Annotated in this window: 27 protein-coding genes; 5 read left to right on the top strand and 22 right to left on the bottom strand. The window is 56.3% G+C overall.

The features are described 5' to 3' along the window. Nucleotides 1–3: 3 nt before the first annotated feature. The 4 genes from gntK to ACMGGM_RS14785 form a co-directional block, all read right to left on the bottom strand. Nucleotides 4–531, bottom strand: a complete 528-nt coding sequence (gntK, locus tag ACMGGM_RS14800) for a gluconokinase (RefSeq protein ID WP_014882134.1) — start codon at nucleotides 529–531, stop codon at nucleotides 4–6. Between the two features lie 126 nt (nucleotides 532–657). Further along, nucleotides 658–1,653, bottom strand: a complete 996-nt coding sequence (gntR, locus tag ACMGGM_RS14795; protein WP_014882133.1) for a gluconate operon transcriptional repressor GntR — start codon at nucleotides 1,651–1,653, stop codon at nucleotides 658–660. Nucleotides 1,654–1,744: 91 nt separating this feature from the next. After that, complete coding sequence (locus ACMGGM_RS14790) at nucleotides 1,745–2,440, bottom strand: pirin family protein (protein WP_000639796.1); 696 nt, start codon at nucleotides 2,438–2,440, stop codon at nucleotides 1,745–1,747. Between the two features lie 123 nt (nucleotides 2,441–2,563). Next, the gene (locus tag ACMGGM_RS14785) at nucleotides 2,564–3,601 is read right to left on the bottom strand and encodes an oxidoreductase (protein ID WP_014882132.1); all 1,038 of its coding nucleotides are present in this window, start codon (nucleotides 3,599–3,601) and stop codon (nucleotides 2,564–2,566) included. Between the two features lie 255 nt (nucleotides 3,602–3,856). Between ACMGGM_RS14785 and yhhY the strand changes: the two genes are divergently transcribed. After that, nucleotides 3,857–4,345 (top strand): N-acetyltransferase, encoded by a 489-nt coding sequence (gene yhhY / locus ACMGGM_RS14780; RefSeq protein ID WP_014882131.1) that lies wholly within the window; start codon nucleotides 3,857–3,859, stop codon nucleotides 4,343–4,345. 87 nt (nucleotides 4,346–4,432) lie between these two features. On the opposite strand, the gene ggt is transcribed toward yhhY, so the two are convergent. Continuing rightward, nucleotides 4,433–6,178 (bottom strand): gamma-glutamyltransferase, encoded by a 1,746-nt coding sequence (ggt, locus tag ACMGGM_RS14775; protein WP_023331796.1) that lies wholly within the window; start codon nucleotides 6,176–6,178, stop codon nucleotides 4,433–4,435. A gap of 123 nt (nucleotides 6,179–6,301) precedes the next feature. On the opposite strand from ggt, the gene ACMGGM_RS14770 reads away from it, so the two are divergent. Further along, a complete protein-coding gene (locus ACMGGM_RS14770; protein ID WP_023331795.1) occupies nucleotides 6,302–6,679 on the top strand; it encodes a DUF2756 family protein in 378 nt (125 codons plus the stop codon). On the opposite strand, the gene ugpQ is transcribed toward ACMGGM_RS14770, so the two are convergent. From ugpQ to livK, 10 genes are all read right to left on the bottom strand, one after another. Then, nucleotides 6,663–7,409, bottom strand: a complete 747-nt coding sequence (gene ugpQ / locus ACMGGM_RS14765; RefSeq protein ID WP_063944087.1) for a glycerophosphodiester phosphodiesterase — start codon at nucleotides 7,407–7,409, stop codon at nucleotides 6,663–6,665. The two genes, ACMGGM_RS14770 and ugpQ, sit on opposite strands and share 17 nt — an antisense overlap. Then, a complete protein-coding gene (locus tag ACMGGM_RS14760; protein ID WP_014882127.1) occupies nucleotides 7,406–8,476 on the bottom strand; it encodes a sn-glycerol-3-phosphate import ATP-binding protein UgpC in 1,071 nt (356 codons plus the stop codon). Before ACMGGM_RS14760 ends, ugpQ begins: the two co-directional genes overlap by 4 nt. A 1-nt stretch (nucleotide 8,477) precedes the next feature. Then, nucleotides 8,478–9,323: a sn-glycerol-3-phosphate ABC transporter permease UgpE gene (gene ugpE, locus ACMGGM_RS14755; RefSeq protein ID WP_063944089.1), complete on the bottom strand. Its 846-nt coding sequence runs from the start codon at nucleotides 9,321–9,323 to the stop codon at nucleotides 8,478–8,480. Beyond that, nucleotides 9,320–10,207 (bottom strand): sn-glycerol-3-phosphate ABC transporter permease UgpA, encoded by an 888-nt coding sequence (gene ugpA, locus ACMGGM_RS14750; protein ID WP_023331792.1) that lies wholly within the window; start codon nucleotides 10,205–10,207, stop codon nucleotides 9,320–9,322. The genes ugpE and ugpA overlap by 4 nt, the downstream gene beginning before the upstream one ends. 127 nt (nucleotides 10,208–10,334) lie before the next feature. Then, the gene (gene ugpB, locus ACMGGM_RS14745) at nucleotides 10,335–11,651 is read right to left on the bottom strand and encodes a sn-glycerol-3-phosphate ABC transporter substrate-binding protein UgpB (RefSeq protein WP_063944091.1); all 1,317 of its coding nucleotides are present in this window, start codon (nucleotides 11,649–11,651) and stop codon (nucleotides 10,335–10,337) included. Between the two features lie 246 nt (nucleotides 11,652–11,897). Further along, on the bottom strand, nucleotides 11,898–12,611 hold the full coding sequence (gene livF / locus ACMGGM_RS14740; protein ID WP_006812273.1) for a high-affinity branched-chain amino acid ABC transporter ATP-binding protein LivF: 714 nt from the start codon (nucleotides 12,609–12,611) through the stop codon (nucleotides 11,898–11,900). A 1-nt stretch (nucleotide 12,612) separates the two neighbouring features. Then, nucleotides 12,613–13,380 carry a high-affinity branched-chain amino acid ABC transporter ATP-binding protein LivG gene (gene livG, locus ACMGGM_RS14735; protein WP_014882123.1) on the bottom strand — a complete coding sequence of 256 codons (768 nt, stop codon included), beginning with the start codon at nucleotides 13,378–13,380 and terminating at the stop codon, nucleotides 12,613–12,615. Beyond that, nucleotides 13,377–14,654: a branched chain amino acid ABC transporter permease LivM gene (livM, locus tag ACMGGM_RS14730; RefSeq protein ID WP_014882122.1), complete on the bottom strand. Its 1,278-nt coding sequence runs from the start codon at nucleotides 14,652–14,654 to the stop codon at nucleotides 13,377–13,379. Before livM ends, livG begins: the two co-directional genes overlap by 4 nt. Further along, a complete protein-coding gene (gene livH, locus ACMGGM_RS14725) occupies nucleotides 14,651–15,577 on the bottom strand; it encodes a high-affinity branched-chain amino acid ABC transporter permease LivH (protein ID WP_014882121.1) in 927 nt (308 codons plus the stop codon). Before livH ends, livM begins: the two co-directional genes overlap by 4 nt. A 46-nt stretch (nucleotides 15,578–15,623) precedes the next feature. Next, a complete protein-coding gene (gene livK / locus ACMGGM_RS14720) occupies nucleotides 15,624–16,733 on the bottom strand; it encodes a high-affinity branched-chain amino acid ABC transporter substrate-binding protein LivK (protein ID WP_014882120.1) in 1,110 nt (369 codons plus the stop codon). Nucleotides 16,734–17,157: 424 nt separating this feature from the next. Here livK and panM point away from each other — a divergent pair, with 424 nt between their 5' ends. Then, the gene (gene panM / locus ACMGGM_RS14715; protein ID WP_045135385.1) at nucleotides 17,158–17,547 is read left to right on the top strand and encodes an aspartate 1-decarboxylase autocleavage activator PanM; all 390 of its coding nucleotides are present in this window, start codon (nucleotides 17,158–17,160) and stop codon (nucleotides 17,545–17,547) included. A gap of 109 nt (nucleotides 17,548–17,656) precedes the next feature. Here the strand turns inward: panM and livJ are convergent, their stop codons facing one another. The 6 genes from livJ to ftsY all read right to left on the bottom strand — a co-directional run bounded on the left by livJ (nucleotide 17,657) and on the right by ftsY (nucleotide 24,647). After that, complete coding sequence (livJ, locus tag ACMGGM_RS14710; RefSeq protein ID WP_014882117.1) at nucleotides 17,657–18,757, bottom strand: branched chain amino acid ABC transporter substrate-binding protein LivJ; 1,101 nt, start codon at nucleotides 18,755–18,757, stop codon at nucleotides 17,657–17,659. A gap of 196 nt (nucleotides 18,758–18,953) precedes the next feature. Next, nucleotides 18,954–20,219 carry a 4-aminobutyrate--2-oxoglutarate transaminase gene (locus ACMGGM_RS14705; protein WP_045135384.1) on the bottom strand — a complete coding sequence of 422 codons (1,266 nt, stop codon included), beginning with the start codon at nucleotides 20,217–20,219 and terminating at the stop codon, nucleotides 18,954–18,956. Between the two features lie 136 nt (nucleotides 20,220–20,355). Further along, nucleotides 20,356–21,213 (bottom strand): RNA polymerase sigma factor RpoH, encoded by an 858-nt coding sequence (gene rpoH, locus ACMGGM_RS14700; RefSeq protein WP_014882115.1) that lies wholly within the window; start codon nucleotides 21,211–21,213, stop codon nucleotides 20,356–20,358. Between the two features lie 251 nt (nucleotides 21,214–21,464). Further along, nucleotides 21,465–22,520, bottom strand: coding sequence for a permease-like cell division protein FtsX (gene ftsX, locus ACMGGM_RS14695; RefSeq protein WP_014882114.1), 1,056 nt, complete (start codon nucleotides 22,518–22,520; stop codon nucleotides 21,465–21,467). Beyond that, the gene (gene ftsE / locus ACMGGM_RS14690; protein WP_014882113.1) at nucleotides 22,507–23,178 is read right to left on the bottom strand and encodes a cell division ATP-binding protein FtsE; all 672 of its coding nucleotides are present in this window, start codon (nucleotides 23,176–23,178) and stop codon (nucleotides 22,507–22,509) included. The genes ftsX and ftsE overlap by 14 nt, the downstream gene beginning before the upstream one ends. Before the next feature lie 2 nt (nucleotides 23,179–23,180). Continuing rightward, complete coding sequence (ftsY, locus tag ACMGGM_RS14685) at nucleotides 23,181–24,647, bottom strand: signal recognition particle-docking protein FtsY (RefSeq protein WP_045281837.1); 1,467 nt, start codon at nucleotides 24,645–24,647, stop codon at nucleotides 23,181–23,183. 127 nt (nucleotides 24,648–24,774) lie between these two features. Between ftsY and rsmD the strand changes: the two genes are divergently transcribed. Both rsmD and ACMGGM_RS14675 read left to right on the top strand, forming a co-directional pair. Further along, the gene (gene rsmD, locus ACMGGM_RS14680) at nucleotides 24,775–25,377 is read left to right on the top strand and encodes a 16S rRNA (guanine(966)-N(2))-methyltransferase (protein ID WP_045135381.1); all 603 of its coding nucleotides are present in this window, start codon (nucleotides 24,775–24,777) and stop codon (nucleotides 25,375–25,377) included. After that, nucleotides 25,361–25,642 (top strand): DUF1145 family protein, encoded by a 282-nt coding sequence (locus ACMGGM_RS14675; RefSeq protein ID WP_014882110.1) that lies wholly within the window; start codon nucleotides 25,361–25,363, stop codon nucleotides 25,640–25,642. Before rsmD ends, ACMGGM_RS14675 begins: the two co-directional genes overlap by 17 nt. 60 nt (nucleotides 25,643–25,702) lie before the next feature. Here the strand turns inward: ACMGGM_RS14675 and ACMGGM_RS14670 are convergent, their stop codons facing one another. Next, on the bottom strand, nucleotides 25,703–26,059 hold the full coding sequence (locus tag ACMGGM_RS14670) for a DUF2500 domain-containing protein (protein WP_014882109.1): 357 nt from the start codon (nucleotides 26,057–26,059) through the stop codon (nucleotides 25,703–25,705). Nucleotides 26,060–26,082: the final 23 nt, after the last annotated feature.

Here is a 26,082-nt window from a genome sequence, read left to right as displayed (position 1 = left end):
AACTTACTGCCTTTTATTAATGACCTCGATGGTGCTGGCTACAACACCCTCCAGTGACTGATCGATATCAACCACTAAGACGTCTTTCTCATCTTCACCCGGCTCCTGGAGCGCGTCGAACTGCGTCACCAGCATCTGGGTTTTGAAGAAGTGACCTTTACGCGCCTTCAGTCGGCTTTCAATCACCTCGAAATCGCCTTTCAGGTAGATGAAAGAGAGGTTCGGGTTGCCGTCGCGCAGCAGATCGCGGTAGGTTTTTTTCAGCGCGGAGCAGACGATCAGCGAAACTTTGTTGGTACGCTGCATGGCGAATGCGGCGTCGTTCAGCGCCTGCAGCCACGGTTTGCGATCGTCGTCGTTGAGCGGCTCGCCGGAGGCCATTTTCATGATGTTGCTGCGCGGATGGAGGAAGTCACCATCAAGAAACGCAGCCTGGAGTTGATGCGCCACTTCGCTCGCCACGGCAGATTTACCGCTACCGGACACGCCCATCAGGACGTAAACGTGGTGATCATGATTAGTCGTGCTCAAAGGGTGTCCCTCAGTCAATTGTTACGGGTAACAGTTATCGGTAACATTGTCCTGCCGGGGCAAAAGAGAAGCAATATCCAAACGTGCGCGAAGTGAATAAGTGTGAGCTAGTTCAAATTTGTCAGCTCAAATAGATCCACCCGGTGACAAGGTGAAACCTAAATCTAACATCTTAGGCGTAACCGTCTCGCCACGAATGCGCGCCAGCAGGCGTTCTGCGCCAATGCGGCCCATACGTTCACGCGGTGTCAGCACGCTCGCCAGACGCGGCTCCATAACCTGGCCGATGTCATGGCCGTGGAAACCCGCAATCGCCATATCTTCCGGGATCTTCAGCCCCAGACGCTGGCATTCGAACGCTGCACCGACCGCAAGGTCATCGTTGGTACAGAAAATACCGTCCAGTTGCGGATACTCGCGTCGCGCCTGACGCATCAGCTCAATACCCGACGTATAGGAAGAGGACTGCTCAACCATTACGCTGTACGGGGTTAAGTTCGCGTCGAGCATCGCCTGCTCGTATCCCTTCTGTTTGATGATAGTACGTTCATCAAGACGCGCGCCCAGATAGGCGATATGACGATGTCCCCGGGCGATGATGGCCGCCGTCATCTGACGTGCCGCTTCGAAGTTATCAAAACCCACGGCGATGTCGAGGCACGGCGACTGGCTGTCCATCAGCTCCACCACCGGAATACCCGCCACTTCAATCATTTTTAGCGTGCGGGCGGTGTGCGTACGTTCGGTTAAAATCAGGCCGTCGATGTTCCAGGAAAGCATGGATTCAAGACGTTCTTCTTCCAGCTCCGGCTTGTACCCGTAGTGGGCGAGCATGGTCTGGTAACCAAACGCATCGGTGACGCTTTCAATGCCGCGAAGCACCTCGGCGAAAACCTGGTTGGTTAAGGAAGGCAGGAGGACACCCACCGCACGGCTGGTCGCATTGGAAAGAATATCGGGTGCGCGGTTGGGGATATAACCCAGTTCATCAAGGGCTGCGGCAATCTTGCCACGCAACGCCACGGAAACCTGTTCCGGGTTACGTAAAAAGCGGCTGACCGTCATTTTGGTCACACCGACGCGATCGGCGACATCCTGAAGTACGGGGCGTTTCTTTTTCATCGTCCTGAGAAATCTTGAAGTGAGAGATTTGCTCAGTTTATCACGGACAAAGCTCAACCTTCCCCGTTTAAAGGGAAGGTTGAGAAATTATTTAGACCGGCGGCAGGTCAAACAGCAGGATTTCACTTTCGCTGTCGGCGTGCACGGAGAGTGCCTGTTCATCCCAGATAGCCAGACCATCGGCAGTGGTGGCTTTGGTGCCGTTGATGGACACCTCACCTTTCACTACCTGGATCCAGACGCGGCGGTTAGCGGCAATCTGATGCACAGACTGTTCATCTTTCGCCAGCGCCCAGCGGTACAGCTCCATGTCCTGATGCACTTTCAGGGAACCTTCACGCGCATCCGGGGACAGCACCAGCTGTTTGCCCTGTTTGGCGTCGAAGCGGCGCTGCTCATAGCGCGGCGTGATGCCGGTCTCTTCTGGAATGATCCAGATTTGATACAGGTGCAGTTTTTCCGTTTTACTCGGGTTGTACTCGGAATGACGCACCCCGGTACCCGCGCTCATGATCTGGAACTCGCCCGCCGGAACCTGCTCTTTGTTGCCCATGCTGTCCTGGTGCTCAACCGCCCCTTCCAGCACATAGGTCAGGATTTCCATGTCTTTGTGCGGGTGGGTACCGAAGCCCTGACCTGCATCAATCACGTCGTCGTTAATGACGCGCAGTGCAGAGAAGCCCATGAAGTTCGGGTCGTAGTAGTCGGCAAACGAGAATGAATGCCATGAGTCCAGCCAGCCATGATTCGCGTGACCACGTTCGTTTGCTTTGCGTAAATAGATCATTGTTTTCACCCTCAGTTCGTTTCGATGGAGTAAGTGTGGACGCAAACAGCCTGGGATCATAGAGGGTGAAAATTGACTCCTCTGTTCAAAAATTGTGAACAAGCGCAGAGGAGCCGTTTTTGCTTATTTCGCGAGGGTGATCGTGGCAGGAGAAGCCTGTTCGAACGCCCGCTCGAGCAGTTCGAGGTTGGTAAGAACGTCAGATTCCTTGACGTAATTGGGTGCCCCGCGGGTCAGCGTTTCAAACAGCGCATCGTAGACGCGACCATAGTCGCCGGTTTCCGGCTTCAGCGCTTCTTTGACCGTTACGCCTTCGTCGTTGACATATTCCAGTACGCCCACGGAATCATCCGCCGCAAAGCCCGGTTCACCCGGCATAATGTTGGCCTTCAGACTCGTCTCCTGCTGGTCGATACCGTACTTGATGAACGAGCCACGGGTGCCGTGAACGATAAATTTCGGATAGTCGATTTTCACCAAATGGCTGGTTTTGACGATGGCTTTCAGGTCACCGTAGAACAGCTGCGCTTCAAAGGTATCGTCCGGATTGGCTTTATTGCGCAGACTGCGAATGTCATACGCAGCGTGGTCCGGCCGGCCAAACAGGGAGATGACCTGGTCCATGGTGTGCACGCCAAGTCCGTAGAAAGAGCCATCCTGAGGCAGCCCGGGTTGGGTTTCCGCTACCGGACGGTAGTAATCAAAGTGACTTTCGATTTCCACAATGTCACCGAGCTTACCGCTTTCAATCGCTTTTTTCGCCGTCAGGAAACAGCTGTCAAAGCGACGATTCTGGTACGGCGTCACGGTTAGCCCTTTGCTTTTTGCCAGCGCGAACAGCGCTTTCGCTTCGGCAAGGGTTGGGGTGAACGGTTTTTCCACCAGCACGTTTTTGCCCGCTTCCAGCGCGCGTTTCGCATAGTCAAAATGGCTGTCGGCGTGGGTGCAGACAACCACCAGCTTGACCTGCGGGTCGTTAAGCACCTCATCGAGATCGCTGGTGAAATGAATATGGGAGTACTGCGGGAGTTGCTCTTCCGGCTTCGCGCGGCGGCGGAAGATGTGCGCGACGTGCCAGCTGTCTTTACGGTTGAGAACATACGGCAGGTGATAGCGGGTCGTACTTTTACCAAATCCAATAAATGCGCAATGTAGTGTCATGGCTCAGTCCTTTTGGAAGGTTACTGAGTCTAACCATAACAAAAAAAAGCCAGCTAAAAGCTGGCTAAAGTAATACTGGAAGCAATGTGAGCAATGTCGTGCTTTCAGGTTCCCATAGGGGTCTTCCTGAATGCAGAGCAATAATAATCATTCTCATTCGCACTTGTCCAATACTTTTTGCAAAAAATAGCGGTTGACTCAAATTTTAAAGTCATTGATGTTGAGAGGGACATTTAACTGACTGAGGAACAAGGGATGAGTGAGATTGTGATACGCCACGCGGAACCGAAAGATTATGACGCCATTCGTCAGATCCACGCCCAGCCGGAGGTGTACCACAACACGCTACAGGTTCCTCACCCTTCGCTGGAAATGTGGCAGATGCGGCTAGGCGACCAGCCCGGTATTAAGCAACTGGTTGCCTGTATTGACGATATCGTGGTTGGGCACCTCACCATTGATGTTGCCCAGCGCCCGCGCCGCAGCCACGTGGCCGATTTTGGTATCTGCGTAGGCGCACAGTGGCACAACCGCGGCGTCGCCAGCGCGCTGATCCGCACCATGATCGACATGTGCGACAACTGGCTGCGCGTCGACCGCATCGAATTAACGGTGTTTGTGGATAACGAGCCGGCAATAGCCGTGTACAAAAAACACGGATTCGAGATTGAAGGTACTGGCAAGCGCTACGCCCTGCGCAACGGTGAGTATGTGGATGCGTATTATATGGCGAGAATGAAGTAATTTGTTGCCGGGTGGCGGCTTCGCCTTACCCGGCCTACATTCGTGCCGTTGTAGGCCCGGTAAGCGCAGCGCCACCGGGCAACAAAATCAGTACCCCGCCGTCAAATCATCTACCGAACGCGGGTCCGATGCGCCAAACAGCGCACCGTCCGGCCCGACCATAATGCTCTGGGTGCTGCCCATCGCCTCTTTTACCGCCACCTTCTGTCCACGTTGCTCCAGCAGTTTGATGGTGTCCGGGCTAAAGCCCTTCTCAACGCGCAGTTCATCCGGCAGCCACTGGTGATGAAAACGCGGCGCGTTGGTCGCTTCGGCGACGTTCATCCCAAAATCGATACTGTTGACCACCATCTGCAATACCGTAGTGATAATCCGGCTTCCGCCAGGACTGCCGGTGACCAGCCAGGTTTTACCGTCTTTCACCACGATAGTGGGTGACATGGATGACAGCGGTCGCTTCTTCGGCCCAACCGCATTCGCATCGCCGCCGACCAGACCGTAGACGTTCGGCACGCCCGGCTTGGCAGAGAAATCATCCATCTCGTTGTTAAGCAGAATGCCGCTGTTGCCCGCCACAATCCCGGTACCAAAGGTGGTGTTGAGCGTATAGGTCACCGCCACCGCGTTACCGTCTTTATCCACCACCGAGAAGTGGGTGGTCTGGTTGCTTTCATACGGTGCCAGCTTGCCGGGGCGGATCTCGCTGGACGGTTTAGCCTTGTTGATGTCGATCTCATCAGCAATGGATTTGGCATATGCCTTGTTGGTCAACGCCTGCCACGGCACCTTCACGAAGTCCGGGTCACCGAGGTATTCCGAGCGGTCGGCGTAGGCGCGTTTTTCGGCCTCCGCCATTACCTGCATCGCATCCGCGCTGCCGAAGCCGAACTTATGCATATCGAAGTTTTCAAGAATATTGAGGATCTGCACGATGTGGATCCCGCCGGAGGACGGCGGTGGCATCGAGAAGACTTCGTAGCCGCGATAGGTTCCGCTAATTGGCTCACGCTCTACCGCCTTGTACTCGGCCAGGTCCGCTTTGGTGATGAGCCCGCCGTTTTTCTTCATCTCTTCGGCAATCTGGTCGGCAATTGCCCCTTTGTAGAAGGCGTCCGGACCGTTTTCAGCTATCAGCTCAAGGCTTTTGGCGAGGTTCTTCTGCACCAGCTTATCGCCCTTCTTCAACGGCTCGCCGTCTTTCCAGAAGATGGCTTTACTGTTTTCGTGATTGGGAATCACTTCACTGCCGTAGGTTTTGAGATCGTCCGCCAGAGCGTCATTCACCACAAAGCCGTCCCGGGCCAGTTTAATGGCTGGCTGCACCACTTTGTTCAGCGGCATGGTGCCGTATTTCTCCAGCGCCAGCGAGAAGCCCGCCACGGTGCCCGGCGTGCCGCTTGCGAGATGGGAAGTCAGGGATTTTTTACTGTCCGGGTTCCCCTGGTCGTCGAGGAACATATCGCGGGACGCCTGAGCAGGCGCCATTTCGCGGAAGTCGATGGCGGTCGTTTTGCCGTCTTTGGTGCGCAGCATCATAAAGCCGCCGCCGCCCAGATTCCCCGCCTGCGGGTGCGTTACCGCCAGTGCATATCCCACCGCGACCGCCGCATCTACCGCGTTACCGCCCTGTTTGAGAATGTCGACGCCCACATGGGTTGCCAGCGCATCCACGGACGCCACCATACCGTGGGTTGCCCGCACGGGATGAAAAACATCTTCCTCCACGCCATACGATACTGGCGGAGCCGCTGGCGGGTTGGCCGCCACGCTAAATGTCCCGCCTGCCATCAGCGCGGCGATGGCGACCCAGCGCAAAAACGTTGGTTTCATCATTATTGTTCTCCAGGTGAAGGGATCCATATTCCCCGCTTAAGCCTGGTTCACAACTCCTAAAAAATCATCGTCATGGTGAAATCAGGGTAAACTTAAGAGAGACCTCAACAGGAGGAAATGACAATGAAACGCTTACTGATTCTTGCGGCGCTGATCCCATTTGCCGCGCTCGCACAGCCACTTAACACCATGAACAACCCGAACCAGCAGGGTTATGTCATCCCGAGCCAGCAGCGTATGCAGACGGAGATGATGAGCCAGCAGCAGCAGCAAAAAGGGATGCTGAACCAGCAGTTGAAAACACAGACCCAGATGCAGCAGCAGAGCCTGCAAAATCAGATGAACGCCAACACCCAGCGCGTACAGCAGGGACAGGTGCGTGAGCAGCCGCTGCCGAATAAAAACGGTGGGATGTTAGGTGGGATGACGTCGTCAGGCAGCGGACAGCAGCATATGCTGCCGTCGCAGTCGAATGGCAGTATGCTTAACCCGCAGAACTAAAATTCGGGCCGATCAGGTCTATGGCATCGGTACAGATGCTGTCCACGCCCCAGCGCAGCAGTTCGGCTGCACGCCGGGGTTTATTCACGGTATAAACCAGAATATGCAGACCCGCGTCTTTGAGCATCTTCACCCGCGCCTCGTCCAGCAGCCTGTGATTGAGATGGATAGAGACACAGCCTAAGCGGGTCGTCAGCTCGCGCCAGTCCTCACGCCACTCGTCCAGCAGCAGCCCACGCGGGAGTTCAGGCACGGCAGCCTGGGCCGCTTCCAGGGCGTCAATTTCAAACGAGGAGAGCAGCGGCGCCGTCATCCCTTCCCATAGCTCACGCGCGGCCAGCGCAATGACTTTACCCGTCAGCGTCCCGGTGCCGGTGGTCGGTTTGATTTCAATGTTTGCCATCATGCCGTGCTGACGACAGCGGTCCGCCACCTCCGCCAGCAGCGGCAGCGGTTCGCCTTTGAATTCACCGCTGTACCAGCTTCCGGCATCCACTTTCAGCAGATCGCGCCACGGCAGTTCACCCGCTACGCCCCAGCCGTTGCTGGTGCGTTCGAGGTTGTCGTCATGCAGCAGGAAAATCTCGCCGTCCTTCGACAGCTTGGCGTCAAACTCGATCATCGTGTGACCGTAGCGCGCGCCAACATCAATCGCCCCCAGGGTATTTTCCGGCGCCAGTTTACCGCCGCCACGGTGGGCGACGATGTGGGGATAAGGCCAGTTGCTCATACTCGTTGTCCTGTTTCACCATCAAAGAGGTGCAGATGATTTTCCGGCAGGTGCAGCCACAACGTGCTGCCTGCTTTCGGGCGCTCCTGATGTGCCAGACGCACCACCATTTTTTGCTCGCCCCAGCGCCCGTGCGCCAGGTTATCTGCCCCCAACATCTCCAGCGTGTCCATCACCAGCGGCACGCCGCCGTCCGCCTGAGAGGTTAAACCGATATGCTCGGGGCGGATCCCGAGCGTCATCTTACGCCCGGCGTAGCCACGATAGTACCAGTTGATCGGTAATGCCATCCCGCTTTCCAGCTCAAAGTGCGTGCCTGCATTGCTGATACGCCCTTCCAGCAAATTCATTGCCGGGCTGCCGATAAAGCTCGCCACAAAGCGGGTGGCCGGTTTCTCGTAAACATCCACCGGCGTACCAATCTGCTCGGCGATGCCTTTGTTCATCACCATCACGCGCTGGGCAAGGGTCATAGCTTCGACCTGATCGTGGGTCACGTACAGGGAGGTGGTTTTCAGACGGCGATGGAGCTGTTGCAGCTCAAGACGCATCTGCACGCGCAGCTTGGCATCCAGGTTGGAGAGCGGTTCATCGAACAGGAATACCGCCGGGTCGCGCACGATGGCGCGCCCCATCGCCACGCGCTGGCGCTGACCACCGGAGAGCTCGCGCGGGCGGCGCTTGAGCAGGCCGTCCAGTTCCAGAATGCGTGCCGCTTCTTTGACGCGCTCGTCGATATGGCCTTTGCCCATGCCGCGGATTTTCAGCCCCCACGCCATATTCTCTTCCACGCTCATGTGCGGATAGAGGGCGTAGTTCTGAAACACCATCGCAATACCGCGATCCTTCGGTTCCATCTCGGTGACGCGCTGGCGGTCAATCCAGATATCGCCCGAGGTCACGCGCTCCAGCCCCGCCACCATGCGCAGCAGGGTGGATTTGCCGCAGCCGGACGGGCCAACCATCACGATAAATTCCCCGTCCGCTACGTCGAGCGTCAGCGGCTGAATGACCTGGGTTTTGCCGTCCCAGCTTTTGGTTACTGCCTGAAGTTTTAAACCTGCCATCTTATTTCTCGCTATCGACCAGGCCGCGGACAAACGCGCGCTGCATGGCTAAAACAATGACTACGGGTGGGATAAGGGTGAGCAGCATCGCCGCCATCACCTGGTTCCAGAGGGTGGTGCCTTCGCCGGTGGCAATCATGCCTTTGATACCCGCGACGGCGGTGCCGAGGCTGACGTCCTGGATAATCAGCAGCGGCCACAGGTACTGGTTCCAGCCGTAGATAAAGGTGATCACAAACAGCGCCGCAAGGTTGGTTTTCGACAGCGGCAGCACGATATCGCGGAAGAAGCGCATCGGTGACGCGCCGTCGATACGCGCGGCTTCAATCAGCTCGTCCGGCAGGGTCATAAAGAACTGGCGGAACAGGAAGGTGGCGGTCGCCGAGGCCATCAGCGGCAGGGTTAAGCCCGCATAGCTGTCGAGCATCTTCAGGTTGGCAATCACTTCCACCGTCGGGAAGATACGCACTTCCACCGGCAGCATCAGGGTGATAAAGATCATCCAGAAGAAGAGGTTGCGCAGAGGAAAACGGAACCAGACGATGGCGAAGGCGGAGAGCATCGACACCGTGATTTTGCCGACGGTGATGCCGAACGCCATGATGAAGCTGTTGAGCATCATCAGCCAGAACGGCGCGCTGTTCGCGCCCACGCCCTGGGTCCAGATGGTCTTCATGTTCTCAAACAAATGCGAACCTGGGATCAGCGTCATCGGCGTGTCGAACACCGCGTTGGTGTCCAGCGTGGCGGCGACAAACGCCACGTACAGCGGAAACAGGATGACGATGATCCCTAAAATCAGCATGGTATGGCTGAAAATCGTCAGCCCGCGACGGTTCTCAATCATTGGTAGCGCACCTTACTTTCAACATAGCGGAACTGCACCACCGTGAGGATGATGACGAGGAACATCAGCACCACCGACTGCGCGGCGGAGGCAGAGAGATCAAGCCCCGCAAAGCCTTCACGGTAGATCTTATAGATAAGCGTCGTGGTCGCCTGCACCGGGCCGCCCGCGGTCGCCGCGTCGATCACCGGGAAAGTGTCGAAGAAGGCGTACACAAGGTTAACCACCAGCAGGAAGAAGCTCACCGGGGCGATCAGCGGCAGCGATAATCTGAAGAAGCGGCGAACCGGCCCTGCGCCGTCAATCGCCGCCGCTTCCACCAGCGAACGCGGGATGGACTGCAGTGCGGCAAAGAAGAACAGGAAGTTATAGCTGATCTGCTTCCACACCGAGGCGAACACCACCAGGAACATCGCCTGACCGCTGTTCTGGGCGTGGTTCCAGTCGTAACCCAATTCGGCCAGGAAATGGGTAATCAGCCCGCGCCCCGGGTTAAACAGGAAGATCCACAGCACAGCCGCAACGGCGGGCGCGACGGCGTAAGGCAGCAGCATCAGGGTCTGATACAGGCGGCTGCCGCGCACCACGTAGTCCACCAGCGCGGCAAAGAACAGCGAAGCGACCAGACCGCTGACGGTGACCAGCGCGCTGAATTTCATCGTCGTCCAGAAGGAGTCCAGATAGTAGCTGTCGTGGAACAGCGCGGTGAAGTTGTCCAGGCCAACAAACTGGCTGGACAGCCCGAACGGGTCGACGCTTTGTACCGAGTACCACAGCGCTTCGCCCGCAGGCCAGATAAAGAAGATAACGGTGATGACCAGCTGCGGCGCGACCAGAAGATAGGGCAGCCAGCGGGAGCGGAACACCGGACGGGATGATGACATAGGTTAGCTCTGTAGGTATTCACCCCTCACCCCGACCCTCTCCCCAAAGGGACGAGGGAGAAAAGACGGCTCCGTGCAGTCCCCTCTCCCCTATGGGGAGAGGGTTAGGGTGAGGGGCAGGTTTTAATTACGATTTGGTCGACTGCTCAAAACGGCGCAGCAGCTGATTCCCGCGTTCTACCGCTGAATCCAGCGCCTGTTGAGGCGTTTTCTTCCCGGTCCACACGCTTTCCAGCTCTTCATCCACGATGGTGCGGATCTGCGGCATGTTGCCCAGACGCAGACCTTTGGTGAACGGCAACGGCGGCTTGTTCAGCATCTGTCGCGTCGCGATATCCGCGCCCGGGTTTTTGCTGTAGAAGCCCTGCTCGCGGGTCAGGTCATAGGCGGCTTTGGTGATCGGCAGGTAGCCGGTTTTCTGGTGCCACTCAGCGGCAATCTCTGGCTTCGCCAGGAAGTCGAGGAACTCGGCCACGCCTTTGTAGGTGCCCTTGTCTTTGCCCTGCATCACCCACAGGCTGGCCCCGCCGATGATGGCGTTCTGCGGCGCGCCCTTCACGTCAGCGTCGTACGGCATCATGCCCACGCCGTAGTTGAATTTGGCGTAGTGACGGATATCTGCCAGCGAACCGGAAGACGCGGTGGTAATAGCGCAGTCACCGTTGTAGAACTTTTCAGTGGATTCGTCTTTACGGCCGAAGTAGCTGAAATCGCCCTTTTTGTTGAGCGCTTCCAGCAGCGCAATGTGCTTCACCTGCTCCGGCTTGTTGAACTCCAGTACCGCGTCGGTGCCGTCGAAGCCGTTGTTTTTGGTGGCAACCGGCAGGCCGTGCCAGGCGCTGAAGTTTTCAATCTGGATCCATCCCTGCCAGCCGCTGGCGTAGCCGCACTTCATGCCCGCCGCTTTCAGCTTAGCGGTGTATTCCGCCAGGTCTTGCCAGGTTTTTGGCGGCTGCTCCGGATCTAAACCGGCTTTCCTGAAGGCATCTTTGTTGTAGTACAGGACCGGCGTGGAGCTGTTAAACGGCTGAGACAGCAGGTGACCGGTTTTGGAATCGGTGTAGTAGCCCGCCACGGTTGGCACGAACTGCGACTCGTCGAAGTTGATGCCCGCCTCTTTGAAGACTTCATAGACCGGCTTGATGGCTTTGGAGGCCATCATGGTCGCGGTACCCACTTCATAAACCTGTAACAGTACAGGGGCGTTACCGGTACGGAAGGCGGCGATGCCCGCGCTCAGGCTCTGCTCGTAGTTGCCTTTGTACACCGGCACAATTTTGTAATCCGGGTGGGTGTCGTTGAAACGCTGCGCCAGGGAGTCAACTTCTTTACCCAACTCCCCTTCCATGGAATGCCAGAATGGAATGGTGGTGACAGCCATTGCGTTCGTCGCAAAAGCCAGACCCAGTGCCAGACCCAAAGCTGTGTGTCGTAACGATGTCATTGTCATCTCTCTTATTGTGCCGGATGCGCGATATCACGCGTTTTATGCTCGCGAGGTAACATGACATGCTCGAATGACAGAAAAATAACTGTTTGTTTACAGATAAGTGACAGCAAAGCGTCAGGGGGATGATGGTTGTGTGAAGGGTGTTGGGTTAAAAAAAGCCGGGTGGCGGCTTCGCCTTACCCGGCCTGGTCGATCCCGTAGGCCCGGTAAGCGTAAGCGCCACCGGGCAACACAGACGGCTTAGCCTCCGAGGTACGCGCTCCGTACCGCTTCGTTCGCCAGCAGCGCATCGCCGGTATCTTCAAGCACCACGCGGCCGTTTTCCAGCACGTAGCCACGGTCGGCGAGCTTCAGCGCCTGGTTGGCGTTCTGCTCGACGAGGAAGATGGTCATCCCCTCTTTACGCAGCTGCTCGATGGTGTCGAAGATCTGCTGGATAATGATCGGCGCCAGACCGAGCGACGGTTCGTCCAGCAGCAGCAGGCGTGGCTGGCTCATCAGCGCGCGGCCAATCGCCAGCATCTGCTGCTCACCGCCGGACATGGTGCCCGCTCGCTGAATACGGCGCTCCCACAGGCGCGGGAAGAGTTCGTATACCCACTTGATGCGGGTCTGGTATTCATCGCGGTGAGCGAAGAAGCCGCCCATCGCCAGGTTCTCTTCCACCGTCATGCGCGAGAAGACGCGACGCCCTTCCGGAACAATCGCCACCGCTTCACGCATGATTTTTGCAGTCTGCCAGTCGGTAATGTCTTTGCCATCAAACACAATCCGCCCGCTGGTAGCCCGCGGGTCGCCGCACAGGGTACCGAGCAGCGTGGTTTTGCCCGCGCCGTTGGCGCCAATCAGGGTAACGATTTCACCCTGATTGATGTGCAGGCTGACGTCGTGCAGCGCCTGGATCTTGCCGTAGTGCGCATTGACCTTGTCGAACGTTAACATCGCTTTTTCCATCTTATGCCTCACCAAGGTACGCGCGGATCACGTCCGGATTGTTGCGGATCTCTTCCGGCGTGCCGTTTGCCAGCGGCGTGCCCTGGTTGACCACGTAAATACGGTCCGAAATACCCATCACCAGCTTCATGTCGTGCTCAATCAGCAGGATGGTGGTGTCGTGGTGATCGCGTAGCTCGGCAATCAGCTCGTCCAGCTCTTTGGTCTCTTTCGGGTTGAGGCCCGCCGCCGGTTCGTCGAGCATCAGGATCTCCGGCTGCGTCACCATGCAGCGCACAATCTCCAGACGACGCTGATCGCCGTAGGCCAGGTTGCTTGCCTGACGGTTGGCGTGCTGCAGCAAGCCGATGCGGTCGAGCCAGGTGGCGGCGCGGTCGAGGGCCTCCTCCTGGGCGCGGCGGAAGGCCGGAGTCTTCAACAGACCGGAGAACAGCCCGGTTTTGAGCTGCTGATGCTGTGCCACCAGCAGGTTCTCAATCACCGTCATCTCGCGGAACAGGCGCACGTGCTGGAAGGTACGCACCACGCCCATGCGGGCAATTTGCTGGCCCGGCAGCCCTTCCAGGTGCTTATCGCGCAGCATGATGGTGCCGCCCGTCGGCTTGTAGAAACCGGTCAGACAGTTAAACACCGTGGTTTTTCCCGCGCCGTTGGGGCCAATCAGGGAGACGATCTCTTTCTTATGCAGATCCAGATTCACGTTGTTGACCGCCAGCAGGCCGCCAAAACGCATCATCAGACCGTTAACGGATAATAATGGCTGACTCATGCCTGCTCTCCTTTCGCTTTCCCGTTCTTCAGCTTCAGCTGTGGACGGGTCATCGGCAGCAGGCCCTGCGGACGCCAGATCATCATCAGCACCATCAAACCACCCAGCATCAGCATGCTGTATTCGTTAAAGTCACGCATCAGCTCGCGCGAGACCACCAGCAGGATGGCCGCGAGAATGACGGCAAACTGCGAGCCCATCCCGCCGAGCACCACAATCGCCAGCACAAAGGCCGATTCGGCAAACGTGAACGATTCCGGGCTGACGAAGCCCTGACGCGCGGCAAACAGCGTCCCGGCGAAACCGGCAAACGCGGCGCTGATGGTAAACGCGGTCAGCTTGATGCGGGTCGGGTTCAGGCCCAGGGAGCGGCAGGCGATCTCATCTTCACGCAGCGCTTCCCACGCGCGGCCCAGCGGCATGCGCAGCAGACGGTTAATCACGAAAAGGGTCACCACCACCAGCAGCAGCGCAACCAGGTAGAGCCAAATCACGCGGTCGGACGGGTCATACTTCACGCCAAAGAAGTTGCTGAAGGTATCCCAGCCGCCTTCGCGGGCGGTACGGCTGAACTCCAGCCCGAAGAAGGTCGGTTTCGGGATCTGGCTGATGCCGTTCGGACCACCGGTGATTTCGGTGTTATTCAGCAGCAGGATACGGACGATTTCGCCAAAGCCTAAGGTCACAATCGCCAGGTAGTCACCACGCAGGCGCAGCACCGGGAAGCCCAGCAGGAAGCCCGCAGCGGCAGAAACCAGACCCGCCAGCGGCAGACAGGTCCAGAAGCCGAGGCCGTAATAATGGTTCAGCAGCGCGAAGGTGTAGGCACCGATGGCGTAAAAACCACCGTAGCCCAGCACCAGCAGGCCAGAGAGCCCCACCACCACGTTCAGACCGAGACCCAAAATCACGTAAATCATGGTCAGGGTAGCGATATCCACCGTACCGCGCGAAACCACGAATGGCCACGCCACGGCCGCCACCAGCAGCGCCACAAGGAACAGCTTTTGCTTCACGGTGGAACCGTCGATAGCCGGAAGAACAAATTTCGGCCCGGAGACACCTTTCAGCGTTTTCTGGAACAGCGGACGCAGCAGCTGGAACAGGAACACCACCGCCGTGCCAATAAACACCCACTGCCAGCGGATGTCAGGTGCGGTATCCACCACCAGTTTGGTGCCGCTCAGCTCCAGCTGGACGCCCATAAAGACGCCCGCCAGCACGAAGAACATGGCGGCAGAGAGCAGCGCCATTGCAAAATGCATCGGTTTCATACTTTCTCTACCTCCGGACGGCCCAGAATACCGGTAGGCATGACCAGCAGAACCAGAATCAGCAGGGCAAACGACACCACGTCTTTATATTCGGTGCTCAGGTACGCCGAGGAGAGCGCTTCCGCCACGCCCAGGATCAGGCCACCGATCATCGCGCCAGGAATACTGCCGATACCGCCAAGTACTGCCGCGGTGAAGGCTTTCATTCCGGCCATAAAGCCGATGTACGGGTTGATCACGCCGTAGAACTGGCCGAGCAGCACGCCCGCCACTGCCGCCATCGCGGCGCCGATCACGAAGGTCAGGGCAATCACGCGGTCGGTGTTGATACCAAGCAGGCTCGCCATCTTCAGGTCTTCCGCGCAGGCACGGCAGGCGCGCCCCATGCGGGAATAACGGATGAACAGCGTCAGGGCGAGCATCGCAATAAAGGTCACGACCCAGATGACGAGCTGCATGGTGGTGATAGAGGCAGAGAAGTTTTCGCTGGCCCCCACGATCCACTGGCCGTTAAACAGGCTTGGCAGCGCCACGTCGCGCGACCCTTCGGTCAGGCTGACGTAGTTTTGCAGGAAGATCGACATACCGATGGCGGAGATGAGCGCAATCAGACGCTTGGAGCTGCGCACCGGCCGATAGGCCACGCGCTCGATGCTCCAGCCATAGGCGCTGGCGATCACAATGGCGCCGACAAACCCGGCGGCAACCAGCAGCCAGCTGCTGTCGATGCCCATCATCATCAGGGCGGCGATGATCATAAAGGAGATGTAGCTACCGATCATGTACACCTCGCCGTGGGCGAAGTTGATCATGCCGATAATGCCGTAAACCATCGTATAGCCGATGGCAATCAGCGCGTAGGTGCTTCCCAGCGTGACGCCGTTAAACATCTGCTGCAGGAAATAGAGAAACTGCTCGGACATATGCAAACCTTTTTATTCCCGCCCGGCGGTCCGGGCGGCGGGATAATTATTTGGCGGCCGAGGAAGACCCGTCGGCGTGCCACTTAAAGACACCAAACTCAAATCCCTTCAGATCGCCTTTCTCATCCCAGTTCAGCGGCCCAATCACGGTGTTCGCCCCGTGTGCTTTTAAATCTTTCACCAGATCCAACGGCTCTTTGCTGCCGGTACGCTCCAGAGCCGTCGCCAGAGACTGTACGGCCGCGTAGGTGATCCAGACATACGGACCACTCGGGTCCTTTTTCTGCGCCTTAAGCGCATCAACGATAGCCTTGTTCGCCGGATCCTGGTCATAGCGTTTTGGCATCGTAACCAGCATGCCTTCGGCAGAATCGCCCGCGATGTTCGACAGGGAGGCATTACCCACGCCCTCTGGTCCCATAAACTGGGTTTTCAGACCGGTGGCGCGTGCCTGACGCAGCATCTGCCCCATTTCAGGGTAGTAGCCGCCGTAGTAAACGAAGTCGATGTTCTCTTTTTGCAGACGAGCAATCAGCGCGGAGAAGTCTTTCTCACCGGCAGTGATGCCGTCAAAGAAGACGATGTTCGCGCCACCTTTTTTCAGGCCGTCCTGAACGGAACGCGCCAGGCCTTCGCCGTACTGCTGCTTGTCATGAATGATGGCAATGCGCTTTGGCTTTACGGTTTCGAGGATAAATTTGGCGGCGGTGGGTCCCTGGGAAGAATCGAGACCGGCGGTACGCATAATGTGCTGATAGCCGCGCTGGGTCAGTTCAGGGTTAGTGGCACCGGGGGTGATCATCAGAATACCTTCGTCTTCGTAGATATCAGACGCAGGCTGGGTGGACGATGAGCACAGGTGGCCAATCACATACTGGATGCCATCGTTGACGATTTTGTTGGCGACCGCGACGGCCTGTTTCGGATCGCAGGCGTCGTCATATTCCACGCCCACCAGCTTGTCGCCTTTGATGCCGCCTTTGGCGTTGATGTCTTTGATGGCCTGGCGCGCGCCGTTGAACTCCATATCACCCCACTGGGCAACAGGGCCGGACATTGCGCCCACGACCGCAACTTTGATCTCTTCCGCCATGGCTGCATGCGAGATCGCCAGTGCAACCATTCCCGCGATAAATGTTTTCGCGTTCCTTTTCATCTCAGAATCCCCATTCGTGATGTCGTGTTTATATTTTGTTTTATTATGGTTAAAAAGCATTCTGTACTTTTAATGCACAACGCTATTTTTACCAGTGCCTTTAATGGTTTAGCGCAGTTTTTTGCCAAAAACCAGACTAAAATCTCTATTTTTCATGCGATTAAGCAAAGATAATATTCTGAAATCATGCAGAGATAAACAAATAAAAGTGCAGTTTGCAGCATAAAATAACGGTACAAAGCGCCGAATAAATCACTACCATTCAGGTTAAAATTCTGCTTATTTTTCGATCCATGTGTTTTCAAACTGCCCAGCGCGTTACCAAAAAACTAATCACCTGGTTAATGAGAATAAAAAGAGGAAGCCGCTGAGTGAATAAATTGAGTACACTGCCCCTACTCAATTTGATTTGGACATGTAGCTAATGAAACTGACTATCGTGCGTCTGGTGACCTTTAGCGACCAGGATCATATCGACCTGGGCAAGATCTGGCCGGAATATTCCCCTTCGTCGCTACGCGTCGACGAGACTCACCGCATTTATGCCGCGCGTTTCAACGAACGCCTGCTGGCTGCGGTTCGCGTGACCCTGAGCGGTACAGAAGGGGCGCTGGACTCACTGCGTGTACGTGACGTCACCCGGCGTCGCGGCGTGGGGCAGTATTTAATTGAAGAAGTGATCCGCGAAAACCCGAACGTGACCTCATGGTGGATGGCTGACGTAGGCGTAGAAGACCGCGGCGTGATGGCGGCGTTTATGCAGGCGTTAGGGTTTACGGCGCAGGAGAGCGGGTGGGAGAAGCGCCAGGGATGAATTGTGCGGCCTGATGCGTGCGGTGCGGCCTGATGCCCTCACCCCGGCCCTCTCCCACCGGGAGAGGGAGAAAACACTAAAAAAGGCAACTTACGTTGCCTTTTTGCTTTTATTTTGCGTCGGTCGCCGTACCGTTGGCATGCCAGTCAAACACGCCGAACTCAAAGCCTTTCAGGTCACCCTTCTCATCCCAGGACAGCGGTCCCATCACGGTTTCGACGGTGTTCGCTTTCAGCCAGGTCGCAATCTCGGCCGGATCGGCTGACTGGTTCAGACCCGCCTGCAGAGACTGAAGCGCAGCGTAGGTGGTCCAGACGAACGCGCCGCTTGGATCCTGTTTCTTCGCCTTGATGGCATCTACGATAGGTTTGTTCGCAGGGACCTGGTCGTAGTTCTTCGGCTTGGTCACCAGCAGGCCTTCCGCAGATTCACCCGCGATGTTAGACAGGGAAACGTTCGCTACGCCTTCAGGTCCCATAAACTGGGTTTTCAGACCGGCAGCACGCGCCTGGCGCAGGATCTGGCCCATCTCCGGGTGGTAACCGCCGTAGTAAACGAAATCGATATTCTCTTTTTTCAGGCGCGCCACCAGCGTGGAGAAGTCTTTCTCACCGGCAGTGATCCCATCGAAGAAGACCACATTGGCGTTGCCTTTCTTCAGACCATCCTGCACCGCACGCGCCAGACCTTCACCGTACTGCTGTTTGTCATGAACAATCGCGATACGCTTCGGCTTCACTTTATCCAGAATGTATTTCGCCGCCGTTGGACCCTGGTCAGAGTCCAGGCCCGTGGTGCGCAGGGTCAGTTTGTAGCCGCGCGCGGTCAGCTCCGGTGCGGTCGCCGCCGGGGTGATCATCAGAATCCCTTCGTCTTCGTAGATGTCAGACGCAGGCTGAGTTGAGGAAGAGCACAGGTGACCGATAACGTATTTGATCCCGTCGTTTACCACTTTGTTCGCAACCGCTACCGCTTGTTTCGGGTCACAGGCATCATCATATTTTACGATCTGCAGTTTTTCGCCTTTAATACCGCCCTTAGCATTAATGTCTGCAACCGCCTGTTCAGCGCCCGTAAATTCCTGGTCGCCGTACTGTGCTACCGGACCGGACATTGCGCCAACCACTGCCACCTTAATGTCTGCCTGTGCCATGGTGCTGAATGCCAACGCAATACATCCTGCCAGTAACGCTTTACCCTTCATGTTCATCCTGAGATTCCCCATTATTATGGTTATTACGATTGTTGTGATGTTGTTGTGCAGCGCTTTATTTCAGTTATTGGTGTGCTGTTCGCGCTTTTTCAGCATACTCTGCTAAAACATACCCCATTTTTATGATTTTGGAATAGCTAATTTGAAATGAATATATGATAAGCCCGGCAAAGATTTCACCGGGCGCGCGGCTTTAACGTGTCAGCGAGGCGGAGATAATGTCCAGCGCTTGACGGAACTGCACTTCGGGGATTGTCAGCGGATAAAGGAAACGAATAACGTTGCCGTAAACGCCGCAGCTCAGCAGAAGCAGACCTTCCTGCAGCGCGCGTTCCTGTACCTTGCGGGTGAATTCCGGCGAAGGCTGGCCCGTTTGCGGGTCATTAAACTCTACCGCCACCATCGATCCTTGCGCGCGAATGTCGGCGATATACGGACAGTGTTCCTTCGCTTTGTTCAGCACCTCTACCAGGTGATGACCAAGATGCGCAGAACGTGTACAGAGATCCTCCTCATCAATCACGTCCAGCACCGCATGCGCAGCGGCAATCGCCAGCGGGTTCCCCGCGTAAGTACCGCCCAGCCCGCCCGGCGCAGGTGCGTCCATCACGTCGGCACGGCCCGATACCGCAGAGAGCGGCATCCCACCCGCGAGGCTTTTCGCCATGGTGATCAGATCCGGCTTCACGCAGTGGTGTTCCATCGAGAACAGTTTGCCTGTACGGGCGAAACCACTTTGTACCTCGTCGGCAATCAGCAAAATACCGTGGGTATCACAGAGGGCACGCAGCGCCTGCATAAAATCGGCAGGTGCAATATTGAAACCGCCTTCCCCCTGAACCGGTTCGAGAATAATGGCCGCGACCTGATCCGGTGCGATATCCGCTTTAAAGATGCGCTCCAGGCTTTTTAACGCCTCATTCGTGCTAACGCCGTGCAGATCGTTCGGATACTGCGCGTGATACACCGAGCCAGGGAACGGACCAAAGCCCAGTTTGTACGGCGCAACTTTGCCAGTCAGCGCCATGGTCATAAAAGTACGGCCGTGGAACGCGCCGCCGAAAGTGATGAGGCCAGGACGTCGGGTATAGGCGCGGGCTATTTTAACCGCGTTTTCAACCGCTTCTGCGCCCGTCGAGAAAAAGGCCGTTTTGGCCGGGCCATCAATGGGCACGCGCTGGTTGATACGCTCGGCCAGCGCCACATAGCCTTCATATGGCACAATCTGGTACGCCGTATGGGTAAAGGCGTGGAGTTGTTTTTCAATAGCGGAAATGACTTTGGGATGGCGATGGCCGGTATTCAGCACCGCAATGCCGGCGGCGAAGTCGATATACTCGTTGCCTTCTACGTCCCACACCGTGGCGTTTTCGGCTTTATCGGCATAGAAATTACACATGACGCCGATACCGCGCGGCGTCGCCTGCAAACGCCGGTCGTTCAGTTCGTTATTTTTCACCCTGTCCCCCTGAGAAAATCGCCTGCTTAGCGCATCAGTAAGTGTTTGCCAGGGGGGAGGAATTCGCCAGAGCGGGCGCTAAAAAAACAAAACCCCCGGACTCTCATCCAGGGGTTCTCAGTGTACTTCGCAGAAATTACGCTTCGATAGCGGCGCGAAGTTTTTTCATGGCATTCTTTTCAAGCTGACGCACACGTTCAGCGGAGACGCCGTAGCGGTCGGCCAGTTCCTGCAGCGTGGACTTGTTGTCTTCGTCCAGCCAGCGGGCACGGATAATATCCTGACTACGTTCGTCGAGGCCTTCCATCGCATGGGTGAGCTTATTCGCGGCCTGATCTTCCCAGTTATCCTCTTCAATGCCGTCAGCAAAGTTGGAGGTTTTATCCTGCAGATACAGAACCGGGGCCATTGGCTGGCTGTCAGAGCCGTCGTCGTCGGAGGACATATCAAACGTCATGTCCTGCGCGGCCATACGGGATTCCATCTCACGCACATCTTTGCTGGATACACCCAGCTCGCGCGCCACCATTTCCACTTCATCCTGATTGAACCAGCCCAGACGCTGCTTGGTTTTACGCAGGTTGAAGAACAGTTTACGTTGCGCTTTTGTCGTGGCGACTTTCACGATACGCCAGTTGCGCAGCACGTATTCATGAATTTCTGCTTTGATCCAGTGTACTGCGAAGGAGACCAGTCGCACACCCACTTCCGGGTTAAAGCGACGTACAGCCTTCATCAGACCGATGTTACCTTCCTGAATCAAGTCCGCCTGCGGCAGGCCATAGCCCGCGTAATTACGAGCAATGTGAACAACAAAGCGCAGGTGAGACAGGATCAGCTTTTTCGCTGCTTCCAGATCGCCCTGGTAATGCAGCTTTTCAGCAAGCTCCTTTTCTTCCTCGGCCGTTAACATCGGCCAGGTGTTCGCAGCCCGGATGTAAGATTCCAGGTTACCAACAGGGGCTAAAGCTAAAGTTTGCATTTCTTTGGTCATTCATTCCTCTCAATGTTTCTTCTGGTCCAGGTTGTCCCCGTCAGGCAACAACCATGCCAAAGCGTTTGAGCAACGAGATTAGCATTCACTCTTTTATCAGACAGTGATTTTATCCACAAGTTCCAGGTGCAACAGTGAATAAATTACGCACAAAATGTGACATGGAGATGATAACAGGGGAAGAGACAACAGGGACGCTTTCCCTGCAGAGCGAACATCTCAGTGCAGGGAAAGATTATATCACGCTTTTATTAGTCGGGAGTAAAGTGGCGTAAATGTTGAACGGTCGCCAGCCAGGCTGCCACCCAACCAATCATCGAGCAAACCAGCAGTAATAACAGGCACTCGTCAAAGCCTAAGCCACTGATATCAAACTTAGTTCCGAAAACCTGCGCCACTTCCGTCACGGCCGATGACAAACGCATCACCAAAATTTCTGACAAAATCAGTGAAAGAAATGCCCCGGAAAAACCGAGCAATGCGCCGCCATAGAGGAACGGACGAAGGATGAAGCCATCCGTCGCGCCAATCAGTTTCTGCACGTTAATGGTATCGCGGCGAGCAAAAATGCTCAGGCGCACGCTGTTACCAATGACGAGGAACACCGCGGCCACCATCAGTACGCCGATCATCGCCGACACACGTCCCACCAGCCCGGTCAGCGCGGCAAGACGGGCAAACCAGCTGTCGTCCATGCGCACTTCATCAATTCCGTTAATCCGGGTGATGCGATCGCGTAACGTATTTAGCGAATCGGTCCCCTGGAAATCGAGCTTCGGGATCACCACCGCTACCGCAGGTAACGGGTTCTCTTCGAGCATATCCAGCGCACCGCCAAAACCGGACCAGTTGCGAAACTCGCCCAGCGCTTCTTCACGGGAAAGATAGTTGACCTTCTCCACGCCCTGCTCGGCCTGGATTTGCCCGACCACCTGCGCCGCCGCGTTATCGTCGAGCGCTTTATCCAGATAAACGGTGATCTGCGGCGACGGATAATACTGGGACGCCGCCTGGTTCACGTTCTTATAAACCATGTAGCAGACGCTTGGCAGCGTCAGGGAGATGGCGATGACCATCACCGTCAGGAACGTTGCCAGCGGTTTGCTTTTCAGATCCTGCAACGCGCCGTGGAAAGCGTAGCGCACCTGCTCGTTAAACACGTTGGTTTTGCGCGAAGCCGGCTTTGGCGCCGCTTTCTGGCGCTTAGGTGCGTTACGATTGCCATCACCGCCACCCTGCGGCTTACGGAAACGGTCAAACCGGTTCCCGAACTGCCGAATCTGGTTCATTGCATCACGCTTGTTCACCATGGCCTCCGTGCAAATGTCCATCGCTCAGAGTCAGCATGCGGTACGAACGACGGGAAATCAGCCCGATATCGTGCGTCGCCATCAATACTGTGACCCCAACGCGGTTGAATTCCTCAAACAGACGCAAAATCCCTTCGGAGAGCGCATCATCCAGGTTACCTGTGGGTTCATCCGCCAGCAGTACGGCCGGCTTGTTCACCACCGCACGGGCGATGCCCACACGCTGCTGTTCACCGCCGGAGAGCTGGATCGGGAAGTTCTTCGCTTTGTCCAGCAGCCCAACCTTATCCAGCGCCGCAGAGACGCGACGACGGATATCATCATAGCTGGCACCGGCAATAATCAGCGGGATAGCGACGTTATCGAAAACGGTGCGATCCATCAGCAGATGGTGATCCTGGAAAATCATGCCGATCTGACGACGCAGGAACGGCACTTCACGGTTCTTAAGACGGCTAATATCATGGCCGCTGAACCAGATTTTCCCGGCGCTTGGCCGTTCGATCCCACAGATAAGCTTGAGCAGAGTACTTTTCCCCGCGCCGGAATGGCCGGTCAGGAATGCCATCTCGCCTGGCTGCAGGTGGAATGTGACTCCCTGCAGCGCTTGTCTCCCACCGAGATAGGCCTTGCTGACGTGTTCAAAGCGAATCATTGTTAGTCCTCTCGGGCAAATAGTGCCTCAATAAAGTCGTCCGCTTTAAACGGACGCAAATCCTCAATACGCTCGCCCACACCGATGTAGCGGATAGGAATGCCGAACTGGTCGGCTACGGAGAAGATCACCCCGCCTTTCGCGGTGCCGTCCAGCTTGGTCAGCGCGATCCCGGTCAATCCTACCGCTTCATTGAACAGCTTCGCCTGGCTAACGGCGTTCTGTCCGGTGCTGGCGTCGATAGTCAGCATAATTTCATGCGGTGCATCTTCGTCCAGCTTCTTCATGACGCGGACGATTTTCTTCAACTCTTCCATCAGGTGCGATTTGTTCTGCAAACGCCCTGCGGTGTCAGCAATCAGCACGTCCACGTTACGGGACTTCGCCGCCTGAATGGCATCAAAAATCACGGACGCGGAATCCGCGCCGGTATGCTGGGCAATCACCGGAATGTTGTTCCGCTGGCCCCACACCTGCAGCTGCTCAACCGCCGCCGCACGGAAGGTATCGCCCGCCGCCAGCATCACCGATTTTCCCTGCTGCTCGAACTGACGCGCCAGCTTGCCGATAGTCGTGGTTTTACCCACGCCGTTAACACCCACCATCAGAATAACAAATGGCGTTTTGCCTTCAATATTAAGCGGTTCATCAACTTTTGCGAGAATTTCACCCATCTCGTCTTTCAGCAGGCCGTACAGTGCCTCGGCATCGCGCAGCTGTTTGCGGCTTGCCCCTTCGGTCAGGCTGGCGATGATCTTACGGGTGGTTTCCACCCCCACGTCAGCGATCAGCAGTTGCTCTTCCAGCTCTTCAAAGAGATCGTCGTCGATCTTCTTGCCGCGGAACAGACTGATAAATCCGGAACCCAGATTTTCTTTGGTTTTTAACAGGCTGCGCTTCAGACGGGCAAAGAAACCTTCTTTGGTCGGTTTTTCCTGCTCCTGAACGATCTCTTCTTCAGCCTGCTCCTGCTCTTCCACCGGCACGACGATAACCGCGTCTTCAGCCGCTTCCGCCGCCAGCGCCTGGGCTTCCAGCTCGTCGTCGGTCAGCTCTGGCTCAAGCGCCGCCTCTTCTTCCACCGCCTCAACAATTTCAACGGTTTCCGCTTCGGCCTGCCACTCTTCTGCAGATACCTCTTCGGCTTTAACCTCTTCCGGCAGCGGCAGCTCTTCATGTTCGATAACAGCCTGCGGTGCGTCGGTAACGGCTTCGGGCACAACCAGTTCTGGCTTCTCGCTCTCCTGAACCTGTTCAGTGACTTCAACCACCTCTTCAGCAAACGATTCAATCTCTTCTTTGCTGTGGACAGGTTCTTCCGCTTCGATAACCGCAGCGGTTTCTACAGGCGTTTCAGGCTGTGACTGCTCTTCTACAACCTGTTGTTCTTCGGTTTTCTGTTCTGTTTCTTGCTCTTTTTCACCGAAACCCAACCAGGAAAAGAAGCCACGTTTTTTTTGTTTTGCCATCTGCGACTACACTCCTCGCGGCGCTATATACAGGGAAGCTAAAAAAATGATGAAATAGTCTAACACTTTACTTAATTGACATCACCGCCCGCAATCGCAGGGCAATGGTTAACAGAGCTTTCCAGAGATGAAGAAACCCACCCGCGCCCCGGCCGGTCAAATTCGAATTATCGGCGGTCAGTGGCGAGGCCGGAAATTACCGGTGCCGGACAGCCCCGGTTTACGCCCGACAACCGACCGCGTTCGCGAGACGCTGTTTAACTGGCTCGCCCCGTCAATGGTAGATGCCCACTGCCTGGACTGCTTCGCCGGCAGCGGTGCATTAGGGCTCGAAGCGTTGTCGCGCTACGCCGCCAGCGCCACGCTGCTGGAGATGGAGCGCGGCGTGGCACAGACGCTGCAGCAAAATCTGGCGACGCTCAAAGCGAGTAACGCCAAAGTCGTAAACACCAATACCCTGAGCTTCCTCGCGCAGAAAGGCACGCCGCATCAGGTGGTGTTTGTCGATCCGCCGTTCCGCAAGGGGCTGCTCGAAGAGACGTTATCCCTGCTGGAACAAAACGGCTGGCTGGCGGATGACGCATTAATTTACGTTGAAAGCGAAGTGGAAAACGGTCTTCCGCCAGTGCCCGCGCACTGGGATCTGCACCGCGAAAAGGTTGCCGGTCAGGTCGCTTATCGTCTTTATCACCGTCAGGTACAAGGAGGCTCTGATGCCGGTACTGATTAACCTGGGACGTTTGCTGATGCTGGGCGTCTGGGCATTTTTGATTTTGAATCTGGTGCACCCGTTCCCGCGCCCGTTGAACATCTTCGTTAACGTGGCGCTGATTTTCACCTCGTTCATGCACGCCCTGCAGATGGTAATGCTGAAAAACGGCCTGCCAAAAGATGGCCCGCCGATGACCGGCTGGCAGCAACTGCGGGTATTTATTTTCGGCGTGTTTGAGTTGCTGGTGTGGATGAAGAAGTTTAAGGCGCAGGTGAAGAAGTAGGGTGCGGCCTGATGCCCTCACCCTAACCCTCTCCCACCGGGAGAGGGGACCGATCGCGCATTATTCCGCCCTAAAACCTTCAAAACGTGACCCTTTGTAGCTCAGCATTCCTTTCTCACCCACCGTCAACTGGTGGTACTGCTGCGCCTCCAGGCGGAAAGTCATCTCCAGCCCGCCGGTTTCCGGCTTAAAGCTGGCTTCATAGCGCATCGTCGCGCCTGCAGGCGTAACCTGCTGTTGGCGAGAGCGTCGATCGTTGAGGGCTTTCTCGCGCTTATTGCTCACCACCACCCGCTTTTGCATCAGCGGTGCGGCATCGTTATCCGCCTTTTCCCGGCGCTGCTGCACGAAGCGAAACGAGGCGGCAATGACGATAATCGCTACCACGATAATGAAAAACAGCGGCATCTTGCTCATTGAAACATCCCATCAGATTATGC

The sequence above is a fragment of the Enterobacter sp. BNK-14 genome (assembly GCF_047456095.1).
In the GTDB taxonomy this organism is placed as follows: Bacteria; Pseudomonadota; Gammaproteobacteria; order Enterobacterales; family Enterobacteriaceae; genus Enterobacter; species Enterobacter kobei.
Note: the sequence above shows the minus strand (reverse complement) of the source record. Positions and strands in the feature narration are given on the sequence as shown.